Annotated in this window: 14 protein-coding genes and 1 pseudogene; 11 read left to right on the top strand and 4 right to left on the bottom strand. The window is 31.4% G+C overall.

Going from position 1 to position 13,394, the window contains the following annotated elements; all coding sequences use genetic code 11:
- Positions 1-21: 21 nt before the first annotated feature.
- From LQ598_RS10940 to LQ598_RS10920, 4 genes and pseudogenes are all read left to right on the top strand, one after another.
- Positions 22-807 (top strand): hypothetical protein, encoded by a 786-nt coding sequence (locus LQ598_RS10940; RefSeq protein WP_226908901.1) that lies wholly within the window; start codon positions 22-24, stop codon positions 805-807.
- 88 nt (positions 808-895) lie between these two features.
- Positions 896-1,450, top strand: coding sequence for a hypothetical protein (locus LQ598_RS10935; RefSeq protein WP_239745502.1), 555 nt, complete (start codon positions 896-898; stop codon positions 1,448-1,450).
- A 688-nt stretch (positions 1,451-2,138) separates the two neighbouring features.
- Positions 2,139-2,759 (top strand): annotated as a pseudogene (locus tag LQ598_RS13815) (ABC transporter ATP-binding protein).
- Positions 2,756-3,289 (top strand): hypothetical protein, encoded by a 534-nt coding sequence (locus LQ598_RS10920; RefSeq protein WP_107559260.1) that lies wholly within the window; start codon positions 2,756-2,758, stop codon positions 3,287-3,289. Before LQ598_RS13815 ends, LQ598_RS10920 begins: the two are co-directional and overlap by 4 nt.
- 72 nt (positions 3,290-3,361) lie before the next feature.
- Here LQ598_RS10920 and LQ598_RS10915 read toward each other — a convergent pair whose 3' ends face one another.
- From LQ598_RS10915 to coaW, 3 genes are read right to left on the bottom strand one after another with little or no spacing between them, the layout of a single operon-like run.
- Entirely contained in the window at positions 3,362-4,132 is a 771-nt protein-coding gene (locus tag LQ598_RS10915; protein ID WP_103322363.1) for a TrmB family transcriptional regulator, read from the bottom strand.
- A gap of 12 nt (positions 4,133-4,144) precedes the next feature.
- The gene (locus LQ598_RS10910; protein ID WP_107559261.1) at positions 4,145-4,774 is read right to left on the bottom strand and encodes a pentapeptide repeat-containing protein; all 630 of its coding nucleotides are present in this window, start codon (positions 4,772-4,774) and stop codon (positions 4,145-4,147) included.
- A 19-nt stretch (positions 4,775-4,793) separates the two neighbouring features.
- Positions 4,794-5,591 carry a type II pantothenate kinase gene (coaW, locus tag LQ598_RS10905; RefSeq protein WP_107557032.1) on the bottom strand — a complete coding sequence of 266 codons (798 nt, stop codon included), beginning with the start codon at positions 5,589-5,591 and terminating at the stop codon, positions 4,794-4,796.
- Positions 5,592-5,823: 232 nt separating this feature from the next.
- On the opposite strand from coaW, the gene LQ598_RS10900 reads away from it, so the two are divergent.
- The 3 genes from LQ598_RS10900 (at position 5,824) to LQ598_RS10890 (ending at position 9,066) form a co-directional block, all read left to right on the top strand.
- Positions 5,824-6,684 carry a GNAT family N-acetyltransferase gene (locus LQ598_RS10900; RefSeq protein WP_182475400.1) on the top strand — a complete coding sequence of 287 codons (861 nt, stop codon included), beginning with the start codon at positions 5,824-5,826 and terminating at the stop codon, positions 6,682-6,684.
- Between the two features lie 104 nt (positions 6,685-6,788).
- On the top strand, positions 6,789-7,307 hold the full coding sequence (gene rpoE, locus LQ598_RS10895) for a DNA-directed RNA polymerase subunit delta (RefSeq protein ID WP_107559262.1): 519 nt from the start codon (positions 6,789-6,791) through the stop codon (positions 7,305-7,307).
- Positions 7,308-7,464: 157 nt separating this feature from the next.
- Positions 7,465-9,066, top strand: a complete 1,602-nt coding sequence (locus LQ598_RS10890) for a CTP synthase (RefSeq protein WP_107557035.1) — start codon at positions 7,465-7,467, stop codon at positions 9,064-9,066.
- Positions 9,067-9,519: 453 nt separating this feature from the next.
- On the opposite strand, the gene LQ598_RS10885 is transcribed toward LQ598_RS10890, so the two are convergent.
- The gene (locus tag LQ598_RS10885; RefSeq protein ID WP_107557036.1) at positions 9,520-10,044 is read right to left on the bottom strand and encodes a DUF2529 family protein; all 525 of its coding nucleotides are present in this window, start codon (positions 10,042-10,044) and stop codon (positions 9,520-9,522) included.
- 60 nt (positions 10,045-10,104) lie between these two features.
- On the opposite strand from LQ598_RS10885, the gene LQ598_RS10880 reads away from it, so the two are divergent.
- The 4 genes from LQ598_RS10880 to LQ598_RS10865 all read left to right on the top strand — a co-directional run bounded on the left by LQ598_RS10880 (position 10,105) and on the right by LQ598_RS10865 (position 13,341).
- Positions 10,105-10,458, top strand: coding sequence for a response regulator (locus tag LQ598_RS10880; protein ID WP_103322371.1), 354 nt, complete (start codon positions 10,105-10,107; stop codon positions 10,456-10,458).
- An 86-nt stretch (positions 10,459-10,544) separates the two neighbouring features.
- Complete coding sequence (gene fdaB / locus LQ598_RS10875; protein ID WP_016910991.1) at positions 10,545-11,402, top strand: class IIb fructose-bisphosphate aldolase FdaB; 858 nt, start codon at positions 10,545-10,547, stop codon at positions 11,400-11,402.
- Between the two features lie 280 nt (positions 11,403-11,682).
- Positions 11,683-12,939, top strand: a complete 1,257-nt coding sequence (locus LQ598_RS10870) for a UDP-N-acetylglucosamine 1-carboxyvinyltransferase (protein ID WP_016910990.1) — start codon at positions 11,683-11,685, stop codon at positions 12,937-12,939.
- Positions 12,940-13,011: 72 nt separating this feature from the next.
- Positions 13,012-13,341, top strand: coding sequence for a winged helix-turn-helix transcriptional regulator (locus tag LQ598_RS10865; RefSeq protein ID WP_016910989.1), 330 nt, complete (start codon positions 13,012-13,014; stop codon positions 13,339-13,341).
- The last annotated feature ends 53 nt before the right edge of the window (positions 13,342-13,394 follow it).

The following is a 13,394-nucleotide window of genomic DNA, read 5'->3' as shown; positions in this document are numbered from 1 at the left end:
GTGTTAACAATTTAAAAATATATGAAATTACGCATAATGAGGTTGCAGCTCTTTATATCATTTATCATTTTAACGACAATTGCTCTGTTGCATTTATCCGATGCTTATCAGACTTACGGTATTTATGGACTGTTAGAAAACACACCTTATACACAATCTTTATTATTTGATGGTTCTAGTGGTTTTCGAATCGTTTATCTATTGATTATGCCTTTAGCTGTATCTGTTGGTGTAAGTGATATTTTTATACAAGATCGTAAACAACATTTACTGCATCATGCATATATAAATCACGGGAATAAGTCAGTAGATATAAAGGTGATCTTATACTCAAGTGTTATTGCTTCGCTACTTGTAATAATCCCTTTGTTAATAAATTTTATAGGTGAATTTTTAATACTACCTAATATACTTCCGGAAAGATTTACGAACAAACCAATAGGCATATATCGTTTTTCGACTTTAAGTGTCTCTTTATATTATGCAATGCCGTTACTATATATATTCTTATATATCTTATTGGCCGGTATATGGGGTGCCATCATGAATGTGTTTGCGATAACACTTTCTTTATATGCTATTAGAAGGATATTAGCAATTATTGGTCCCTTTATCTTTCAAATTTTATTAATTATATTAACAAACTTGCCTTATAAACCATTTATAGTTCCACCAATATATTTCTTAATGGGAAGGACAGAATTTATGTATATAGAAGTTTTACCGATTGTGTTAACTTTTATATTGTTTATCAGTTTATCAATGTATTTCTATATAAGAGGTATACGCAAATATGAACTTGATTAAATATAGATTTACATCATTGATTAATACAAAATTTCTACTGTGGAATATTCTGTTCTTTGCTTTAATGACTTTCTATCAGAAGGGAAACGTGGGTAATTTTCCTTCTGATGAATTTCAATTTACAAATTTAGTATTAAGTAAGTTTACGCTTACTTATGTTGTTTTACCTATATTAACTATTATGACGATAGTGTTTTATCGAGATGAGTTCGTTCATAAAGTGTTTATTGAATATAGGAAGAATTTAAAGATCGATGTGTTGCTATATGTGGGTGTCATATCATTACTATTAAGTGTCGAAATGTTGTTGGCAAGTACGATTGCCATGAACTTCCAAGTTCGATTTAATATGGTGTTTGTTGTAACAGCTTGCATGATGATAGTAGGTCATTTTACGATTTCATTATTGTCACTTACTCTGTATTTAAAGTTTTTTAACCGTGCAATATCATTAGTATTTGTAAATATGATGGTGTTTATAGATTTTGTCATAATGCAAGGTGGAAAGTGGAATTGGTTGATTATTGACTCAAAAAGATTATTTTCAATTTCTTGGTCATGGATTATGTATCAATTGGTACTCATAATGTTTATATATTTAATTGCTGAATGGATTATAACGAAAAAGGAAATAATGCGATGAATATTCTAAAATTTACTGTTGGCGTCATACAAAGTTTATGGAAAACATTCATGATTATAAACGGAATATTTATGTTGGTGTTAATGTTATTTAGACCATATATAAGAGAGAGTTTATGGCGTTTTATTTTTCGTGGTAATAATGATGTTGAGTTAAACATGCATTTATATAGGATACCGGGATTATATATATTGGTAATGTTTCTTGCTCTTTTTTTCATTTATCGCTTTATACATGTTATCTATCAATATTATATTGTAGAGTGGCAAATGCTATTAAATATTAAGAGCAGATGGATAATTCTTATCATGATACCCTTCATTATGAGTTTGATTTACATTCTAGGTATATGGTTAATCATTTCTATTATTGATGGAGAACTATGGAATAACGTAGCTCACTTATCGTATTTAATCATAAGTGTCTATTTCTTAATGATTGTATTTATTTGGAGTTACATTGCTTATAAGTTTTATATAAGCTTTATGGTATCGTTAATTTGGATTATTGCCACAACAAGATTTGATTTGAATTTTAATATTTTAAATGAATCATTGATTTCGAGGATACATGGCTTTTCTTTTACGTATTTTTTATATTGTGCGCTGTTTATTATCGTGGTGAATATGTTGTTATTTGAATTAGGACGTGATCATCACATGAAATTTCAAAGAGGTGATGATGAAATATGATTAAATTGATAGGTGTATCGAAAGAACATCAGCATCATATGTTATTAAAGAATATAAATTTAGAAATTGAGCGTGGAAAGGTATATGGATTTAAAGGACGTAATGGTTCTGGTAAGACAATGTTATTACGAGCTATATTAGGATTGATTAAAGTTGATGGGAAAGTCCTCATTAATAATGAACCACTTAAATTTGGGTCAAAATATCCACTTAAAGTAGGTGTCTTCATTGAGAAACCTAGTATTATACCTGAATTTACTGCTTTGAAAAATCTTAAATTAGTAGCTGCATTAAAAGGAATAACGGATATCAATGAAATTACTAAATATTTACTATAACTTGGTTTAGATCCTAAAGATAAACGAAAAGTTAGAAAGTACTCTTTAGGAATGAAACAGAAAGTAGGGATTGCTCAAACTTTAATGGGGGATCCTGAACTAATTGTATTAGATGAACCAACCAATGCACTCGATAGAAAGAGTATTGAAATACTCGTACAAATTCTTGAAAGATTAAAGCAACAAGGATGTACAATCTTAATCGCTTCCCATCAATTTGAAGATATTGAAAGTGTTGTAGATAAGGTGGTTCATATTGAAGCAGGTGCGTTAGAATGAAGAATAAAATAATTCTAGTAGCTACTCTTATAGTTTTGGTTGTACTTATTACTTTAGGTTGTATTCAGTATCATAAAGTAAATGCAGAATATCAAGACTATCATTTTACTGAAGAGAAAATCATTCTCAATCATAAACATAATATAAGTGTCGGAACGATGGAATTTAGTAATTTAAGTTATGATGTTAAAGGAAAAGAAATGTTCGTAAGTATGGATGTTAAAATTAAGAAAACTGCTGACTATAAAGATAAATTTTATAATAATTTTGATGCAAGTTTATTTCTACGCGTAAATGATGAAGTCTTACAGCAAACTGATGACTTTAAACTGAAAAATGGTAAAACATTAACGCCAGACCGAGCATATTTTAATAAGCATAGTGCTTATGAAGGCCGTATGACTTTTAGTTATATGCCTATAGACCTTAATGGAGAACATGATTTAGAGCTTGCATATTTAGATCGCGACGGTCACAAATTAAAGAAATTATATTTACCAATTAAAGTTGACGGAGGGAAAATAGTTTGATACATTATTAGTGACTACTAAAGTAGTTACTACATCCCAACGTAGTAAAATTATTATCCCATAAAATAACCCTTAAGAGAAAAAGGTTTTTCTCTTAAGGGTTATTTCGTCTTCTATATCTTCTTCAAATTTACTGACATATGTATTCACTAATACGTCATGCCATATATAATCTTTCATCATTTTTATTTGTGTACGGTCACGACTAATATATGCACGCATATTTGTTTCAGCTGTCTGTCCGTAAATCATATATTCATCATCGACGATCACTACAAATGGTTTTAATGTTAATGAGTTTTTCACATAATTTGTGTAGCGATGATTGATTAAATCATATCCTGGTTGGTCGACTTGGAAAGTAATGCCTTGTACATGAATGTCTTTGTTGATGTTTTTAGTTAAGATTTGATATATATCTGACCAAATTGAAACGGTGATTTGCGTATTCGCTTTTTTTATTGCGTATTCAATATTATTGAAAATAGTCGTCTCGTTTGTAAGGACTTCTATTTGTATAGGTGTATTTTCGGTTACGATATTTAATTTGTTGATTTCTTTTTCAAGTTGAACTAATTCTTCGTTTTGTTTTTGTTCAAATAAATGAATCGTTTGTTTCGGAGGTAATGCATAATAATATTTCTTTTGGTCTTGTAAGTTAAAATATGCAATCCCTTGTTCTTCGATTTTGTTAAGTGCTTCATATATTTTCGATCTAGGTACACTTGATATTTCACTTAATTTATAAGCTGTTATACCTGGATTTTGTACTAAAGAAATATAAGCTTTAGATCCATATTCGCTTAATCCAAAGCGTTTTAAAATATCTATCATTTGATCCATAATAATCACCTTCTAGTTTGAAGTCACACTCACTCCGAATAATGGGAGTATATCATATGCTTGGTATTCTGAAACGGTGGCACCTTTTAAGTCGGAAGGTTGTATGATTAATTGCTCGATTTCATTAGTGGATAAATCAATATTGTTTAACGATGTTTCAACGACTTCTAAAGATTCAAGTGAACAACGTACAAGTTCCATTGATTTTTGTGAGCAAAATGAAATATAAGTTTCGGCCATTTGATTCTCATTGAATCGTACATGATCAAACTTACAGTTTAAAAATTGACTCATTTTCAATTGGCAATTAGAGAATTGTACATGTTTAAGTTTAAGGTCTGTAAATGTTGCACCCATCATACGACAGTCGATAAATTGAACTCTATTGAGAGAAGCGTCATTGAAAGTACAATTTGATAAATCGCATCCTTTAAACACAACATCTAAGGCGTGTAATTTCGTGAAATCAACGGATTCAAATGTGCATTGATTGAAATACACGGTATCTATTTGGCTTGTTTCTTCATCCATATGAATCTTTGCTTTATTAAAATATAGGTCATATGAAGATTGTAAAAGCGTAAATGATTTATCTTCGGCAAACTGGAATGCTGTTTTTAACTTTGGTTCTATAATTTTCATGAGAAATCCTCCTTACTTTTTAGCAATAAATTGAACCTAGTGCGCCAGAGAATTCTCCGTTTTCTATGAAGTATGGATTCAAACCGCGCAATACAGTGTAATCTACGACAATGTTTTTTAGCAATTCATTATTGATAAATGATGAACCAATAAACACGACATTTTCAGTTTTGAATTGTCTTGCGGCATGAATAGAAACTGTCGTAACTGTTTCACCAACAATTCCCATTACGGCTGCTAATCGGTCTGACTTTGGGAAATCTTCATTTATATGTTGTAACACGTGCCCAAAGTTTGCCGCTGTTAAATCTCCTGAGATAGGCGTTTTATCATCTTTATAGATGTGTTTCACTTTTAAGTCTATCTTGTCTCTATTCCCATTTAATGCAGTTTGTACTAATTCGTCATAATCACTGATTTGAGTCAGTAAATAACCTAAGCCTTGTATCATACCACCACCAGCTCCTGTACCACCGGCACGTTCTTGATTGTGTGTTGTAGCGTAATGGATAGATGTACCCGTTCCTACATTAGAAAATATATAAGTATTTAAATGAATGTCGTTTTCTTTTAAGAAGAGTTGAATACCTTTATAAGTAGCATCAAATTCAATACTACGTTTCACATTATGCTTAATTAATGAATCTAAATATTGTGCTTTACCACCAGTTATGGAAATATCAACATCATCTAATTGGCTTAACCATTCAGCGACTTGATCAATTTCTGTAGTTAACCACTTTTTATATGTTCTTTCATTGTTCATTTCAGTGACAACTTTAATAAGTGTGCCTCCTGCATCAATTCCGATTTTCACAATTGCACCTCTTCATATTGAGTAATAAATTATTGCTATTATACTATAAAAAATTGTATTTGATAAATTAACGAAATGAGATAAATGAATAGCGAGTTGGAAGGAGGGCTTTATTCTATTACTTTTATAAAATGGCTTGTCATATAATTATTTATATATAGATTATAGGTTCTTAATTGCGCAATGAACGTAAAATTCGTTATGATATATTTAAAGACACAGGGGGATATAAATAATGAAAGCTAAACAATTTGATGATATTGTCATTAAACCTTTTGAAGAAAGTATGAGAACAGCACTATATGATTTTCACCTTAATGAGCGTCAACAAATCTATTCTTCTTTGCCTAAAGATGTATTAGATGGTGCAATTAATGATCCTGATAGAAGACCAAATATCGTTGTAAATAAACACGATGAAATTATAGGTTTCTTTGTACTTCATAAATATTATCAGCATGAGGGGTATGATACGCCAGATAATGTAGTGTATATTCGATCTTTATCAATTAATGAGAAGTATCAAGGCAATGGCTATGGAACAACAATTATGATGAATTTACCAGAATATGTACAGTATGTGTTTCCTGATTTTGATCATTTATATTTAGTAGTAGATGCTGAAAATGAGGCTGCATGGAATTTATATGAAAGAGCCGGATTTATGCATACAGCTACTAAAGAAGAAGGACCATTAGGAAAAGAGCGCTTATATTATTTGGATTTAGATTCTAAATACGTGTCATCATTAAAGTTAGTAATAAAAGAAGACGATTTAGACAATGAGTTTGTTGATATCCATTTAATGAAAGATAATCAAAAAGTAGGCATTATCGTACTAGAAGATAAAGGGGAATATTTTGATATTCGTAGTATAGAAGTCGAAGAAAATGAAAGAAAAGAAGGCATTGCTGAAAGTGCCTTAAGACAATTAAGTGCTTTCGTACGTAGACGATTTGAAGATAAAAAAGAAATACATATAACTTTATTCGGCTCAAACAATAAATTGAAGCCTTTATGCGAAAAAGCGAGGTTTGTAGAAATACAAAAATCAGAAGACTATATCAAACTGTTGAAATATATTAAGTATTAACTAACATTTGCTAAAAATCAGGTTGTCAATTATAATCGTAAACTGTTATGATTATAAATATTAATGCGCGACAATAGTTCGATTGTTGAAAGGAAGAGTAAAGCATGAAACTAAAAGATTTCAGTAAAGAAATGGTAGATGAGCATTCATTTATCGAAATGGCTTATATTTTATTATCAGAGAACGGCAAAGAAACAAACTTATATGACATGGTAGACGAATTTAAAAGATTAGGTAATTATAAAGATTCAGAAATTGAAAATCGTATTTTACAGTTTTATACAGACTTAAATACTGATGGAAGATTTTTAAGCGTTGGAGAAAACATTTGGGGTTTACGTGATTGGTATTCAGTAGATGACATTGAAGAAAAAATTGCTCCGACAATCCAAAAATTCACAGTGCTTGATGAAGAAGATGAAGTAGATTCAGAAATTTCACTTCTAGGTGAAGAAGATAAAACGAAGGACCTTGACATTACTATAGTACAAGATGATGAAGAAGGACTAAATGATCCTGCAGACCCAGAAGATGAAGAGGTTGAGGATGAATTAGAAGAAGCTGGTCTTGTTGTTGATGAAGAGGAAGACGAAGAAGAAGAAGAAGAAGAAGAAGAAAAATAATAAGAATTTTAATTGACTTTTCTTTAAAAGATGGTAATATTCTATTTGGGCTCCTTTAAGTAGGACAAACGTATAAATATAACGCTCCCTCCTTACATTTTAATTAATGTAAGTGGGAGCGTTTTTTATTTTTTAATTATCAATTGGAGGTAAAGATATGACAAAGTTCATTTTCGTAACAGGTGGCGTCGTTTCGTCTCTTGGTAAAGGCATCACTGCAGCATCACTAGGGAGATTACTTAAAAATAGAGGACTAAATGTAACAATTCAAAAATTCGATCCATACTTGAACGTTGATCCAGGTACAATGAGTCCTTATCAACATGGTGAAGTATTTGTGACTGAAGATGGTGCGGAAACAGATTTAGACTTAGGACATTATGAAAGATTTATTGACATAAGTTTAAATAAATATTCTAACGTAACAGCTGGTAAAGTATATTCACACGTTCTTAAAAAAGAAAGACGTGGAGACTTCTTAGGTGGAACAGTTCAAGTTATCCCACATATTACAAATGAAATTAAATCAAGATTATTGATGGCTGGTGAAAGTACAAACGCTGATGTTGTTATCACTGAAATCGGTGGTACAACAGGTGACATTGAATCACTACCATTTATTGAAGCAATTAGACAAATTAAGAGTGATCTCGGTCGAGAAAATGTTATGTATATCCATTGTACGCTACTTCCATATATTAAAGCTGCAGGTGAAATGAAGACTAAACCAACACAACATAGTGTTAAAGAATTAAGAGGTTTAGGTATTCAACCAGATTTAATTGTTGTACGTACAGAATATGAAATGACACAAGACTTAAGAGATAAGATTGCATTATTCTGTGATATTAACAAACGTGCTGTTATTGAATGTCGAGATGCTGATACATTGTATCAAATCCCATTAGCTCTACAAGAACAGCATATGGATGATATAGTGATCGAAAGATTATCATTAGATGCTGCAGCAGAAGCGGAATTAACGGAATGGAACCAATTGTTGGATACTGTACGTAATTTAGAAGGAACAGTGAAAATTGGTTTAGTTGGTAAGTATGTAAGTTTACAAGATGCTTATTTATCAGTAGTTGAAGCATTGAAACATGCTGGTTACGACTTTAAATCAGATATAGATATTAAATGGATTAATTCTGAAAAGTTAAATGAATCAAACTATCAACAAGAATTAACAGATGTAGATGGTATTTTAGTACCTGGTGGTTTTGGTGATAGAGGTGTTGAAGGAAAAGTGTTAGCGATTCAATATGCTCGTGAAAACAATGTGCCTTATTTAGGTATTTGTTTAGGTATGCAATTAGCAACAGTAGAATTTGCTAGAAATGTAGTTGGATTACAAGACGCTCATTCAGCAGAATTAAATCCAAACACTCCTTATCCAATCATTGACTTATTACCTGAACAAAAAGATATCGAAGACTTAGGCGGAACTTTAAGATTAGGCGTTTATCCATGTAAAATTGAAGAAGGAACAATTGCACATGATGTATACGGCGAGTCAGAAGTAGAAGAAAGACATCGTCACCGTTATGAATTTAATAACGAATATCGTGAAAAATTAGAAGAAGCAGGCATGAAGTTCTCTGGAACAAGCCCAGATGGTCGTTTAGTTGAAATAGTAGAATTAGAAAATCATCCATGGTTTGTAGCATGTCAATTCCACCCAGAATTCTTATCAAGACCTACACGTCCACAAAAATTATTTAGAGGATTTGTAGAAGCAAGTATAAAAAACAAATAATAAGTAGACGAAATAGTCTGAGACATAAATGTCCTAAAAACTTAAAAAGAGCAGAAATTCATTTTTAAAATTGAATTTCTGCTCTTTTTTATATGAAATTAGATATTTGTAACGATTTTGTGATTGGATAAGGTTGGTGGGAGAGGAGTCGGTATCTGAATGTTGCTTGTTTGGTGAGTCTTGCAACATACGGACGTTCTATGTTGCTTGTTTAGTAAGTCTTGCAACATACAGGCGTTCTATGTCGCTTGTTTGATCAGTCTTGCAACATACAGTATGTACTTAAAAGAACAAACAAAAAAATATAAGAAAAATGAATATTACTCACGATTTTAATATAAAAATAAACACATCACATTACTTACAAATATCAGTAGTGTGATATGCTTTTTTATTTTGAGTGGACCATGATATTCTTCACAAAATCGTAGATTTATGTCCCATCTTCTTTTTTTATACTTCATTTAAATCTTGGGTCATCTCGTACATTTCAGCAAACATGATATAATATATATAATTTAAAGCCATTATATGTGGGGTAATAATTTTACTAAAGTCTGCTGTTGGAACGATTGCTCTTGGTGTTGATAAATCTATATAATGCATTAAGTTTTCGTGTGATTTATGATCTTTGTCTTTATTGGCAATCACGACAAAATCAATATCTAAGTCATTCAATTTTTGTATCCAATGATTTAATTCAGCTGTAAAGAACGAACCTACTAATAAGACACGATCTGTTGAATCAATCGTATGTATTTCGTCTAAATGATCAAGTGTTTTAGAATGTGGTAGACTTTCATTACTTTTTGTCATGAAATCATTAAAGTAGTCGATTTCATCAAAAGTTTTTATAAATATGCTACCTTCTCCGTTAGCTGCTTGCATAAGTAATTGTGATGCAATTTCAATTTCTTCTAATTGAGCATCTATTTTACTGAATATACCATTCAATTGTGTATTGAAAATTTTAAGCAATTTGTATTCTCCTTATATATGTACTTAAATTTATTTTATAGAAAAAGTGGGGTACCTTCAATGGATGTACTTATTATAGATGACGAAAAGAATATAAGACAATTATTAAAGGAAATATTAGAATTAAATAATTTCAAAGTGGATACTGCCAAAAATGGTCGTGAAGGCATTGATTTATTTAAAGAGCATACTTATAAATTGGTATTTATAGATAAAAGAATGCCGGGAATTTCTGGAGAAGAAGTGTTTTCAGAAATTAGAAAGACGAATAAAATGATACCTGTATATATCATTTCTGCTTTTCAATCAACGACAGAGCTAGAAATCTTAAAAGAAGCAAATATTACAGGTGTGCTAATGAAGCCGTTTACAATTGAAGAAGTTATGAAAATTGTAAGAAAACATTTAGGATAGGGCTTTCAAAAGGTGCATATGTTCATAAAGTTTGATATAATTACTTTTGTAAATAATACGTGCCTTGCACATTAGGAGGAAACTCAATGCCTTTAGTTTCAATGAAAGAAATGTTAATTAAAGCAAAAGAAAACGGTTATGCTGTTGGACAATACAACATCAATAACTTAGAATTCGCACAAGCAATTCTTCAAGCTTCACAAGAAGAAAATGCACCAGTTATTTTAGGTGTATCTGAAGGAGCTGGCCGTTACATCGGTGGTTTCAAAACTGTTGTTAAAATCGTTGAAGGATTAATTGAAGATTATAACGTTACAATTCCAGTTGCCATTCACCTTGACCATGGTTCAAGTTTCGAAAAATGTAAAGAAGCAATTGATGCTGGATTCACTTCAGTAATGATCGATGCTTCTCATCATTCATTCGAAGAAAACATCGAAATTACTTCTAAAGTAGTTGAATATGCTCATGCTAACGGTGTTTCTGTTGAAGCAGAATTAGGAACTGTTGGTGGACAAGAAGATGACGTTGTTGCAGAAGGCGTTATCTATGCTGACCCTAAAGAATGTCAAGAACTAGTTGAAAGAACTGGTATTGATACTTTAGCACCTGCATTAGGTTCAGTTCACGGACCTTACAAAGGTGAACCAAACTTAGGTTTCAAAGAAATGGAAGAAATCGGTGCTTCAACTGGTGTACCATTAGTATTACACGGTGGTACTGGTATCCCAACACACGATATCAAAAAAGCAATCACTTTCGGTACAGCTAAAATCAACGTTAACACTGAAAATCAAATTTCATCTGTTAAAGCCGTTCGTGAAGTATTAAATAACGACAGCGAAGTTTACGATCCACGTAAATATTTAGGACCTGCTCGTGAAGCAATTAAAGCTACAGTTAAAGGTAAAATCCAAGAATTTGGTACTTCTAACCAAGCTTAATTAAAATAAGTTCTTTTTATAGAAATATTTTAAACTACTCTAAGTCATTGACTTGGAGTAGTTTTTTTATTGATAAAAGTAGAACAACATTCTCTTTTATCAATAATTTTTTCTCAAAAAAACTTTGTTTATAAAATCAATTTTTAATTATTTAAGATGTTACTATTTACTTTTTATGTTTTTGCGTTTATGTTATTGAATAGTATATAATGGAAATAATTATCTATTCATGTTGAGAGAGTATGCATTCTCTAAGACGATGAAGTAAAGGAGTAAACATATGTCTCAAGAAGTTATAAAAATAAAAGGCGGCAATAAGTTAAACGGTAAAGTGCAAATAAGTGGGGCTAAAAATAGTGCAGTCGCATTAATTCCAGCTACTTTAATGGCAAATGATGTTGTAACTTTAGATGGTCTTCCTGATATTTCTGATGTAAAAACATTAATGAGCCTGCTAGGCGATTTAAATATAAAGACAGACTTAAATGGTGATCAACTTGTAGTGGACTCTAGTAATGCGGTTAATTTACCACTAGCTAATAATAAAGTTCAATCTTTAAGAGCTTCTTATTATATGATGGGTGCTATGTTAGGACGATTCAAAAAATGTGTGATTGGGTTACCTGGTGGTTGCCCGTTAGGTCCTAGACCAATAGATCAACATATAAAAGGCTTTGAAGCATTAGGTGCAAAAGTGACAAATGAACAAGGTGCAATGTATTTAATTGCTGAAGAATTAGTTGGAGCAAAAATCTTCATGGACGTTGTAAGTGTTGGTGCTACAATTAATATTATGTTAGCTGCCTCACTAGCTAAAGGTAAAACAGTAATCGAAAATGCTGCTAAAGAACCTGAGATAGTGGACGTTGCTACACTTTTAAATAATATGGGTGCTAAAATTAGAGGCGCAGGTACGGATACGTTGAAAATTGAAGGTGTAGAATCATTACATGGTACTAAACATACAATCATACCTGATAGAATCGAAGCAGGTACGTATATGTGTGCAGCAGCAGCCATGGGTGAAGAAGTGTATATCGAGAATATTATTCCATTACATTTAGAACCGTTAATTGCTAAATTAAAAGAAATGGGTACGGATATAGATTTAGGTGAAGACTCTATTATTATTAGAGGTAAAGATGAGTATAAACCAGTAGATATTCAAACATCAGTTTACCCTGGTTTTGCGACTGATTTACAACAGCCGTTTACACCATTATTATTAAAAGCTAATGGTCAAAGTAAAATAACAGAAACAATATACCCAGCTAGATTTAAGCATGTTGATGAGCTTAAAAGAATGGGTGCTAAAGTGAATTTAGAAAATGGAACAGCTATTTATTATCCTTCAGAATTAACAGGTGCAAGTGTAGCAGCAAGTGATTTAAGAGCTGGTGCTTCGCTACTAATCGCAGGTTTAATTTCTGAAGGAGTCACAACGGTTTATAATGTAAACCATATATATAGAGGCTACAGTGGTATTGTAGACAAATTAAAAGCATTAGGTGCAGACATTTGGACTGAAACTGTATAATGAGTATAAAATGTATACTTTGTATACTAAGTGTAGTATAATTGCAATATAGAAGTTAAAGAGGTGAGTAACATGGAAGTTTGTCCTTATTTAGAGGAAACATTTAAAGTAATAGGACGCAGTTGGAATGGTTTAATACTCAATTATTTATCACGTTGTGATGAACGTTCTGCTCATTTTTCTGATATGAAAAGAGATCTTAAACGTATTACACCTAGAGCATTATCACTTAAATTAACTGAATTAAGTGATTGGGAATTAGTTGAAAAGAAAGTTGTTACAACAACGCCTCTATCTGTTGAATATCATCTAACTAATAAAGGTTATGAGTTAGCACAAGCTCTTGTACCATTGGAAGAATGGGCACAGCGTAATGTGCAATTAGAAGAAAACCATTCTTAATAGAAATTAAGATATGTAAAAATAAAAAAATCCCATTAGCGAAGTAAAGAAGA

Source organism: Mammaliicoccus sp. F-M27 (assembly GCF_022387115.1).
Lineage (GTDB): Bacteria > Bacillota > Bacilli > Staphylococcales > Staphylococcaceae > Mammaliicoccus > Mammaliicoccus vitulinus.
Note: the sequence above shows the minus strand (reverse complement) of the source record. Positions and strands in the feature narration are given on the sequence as shown.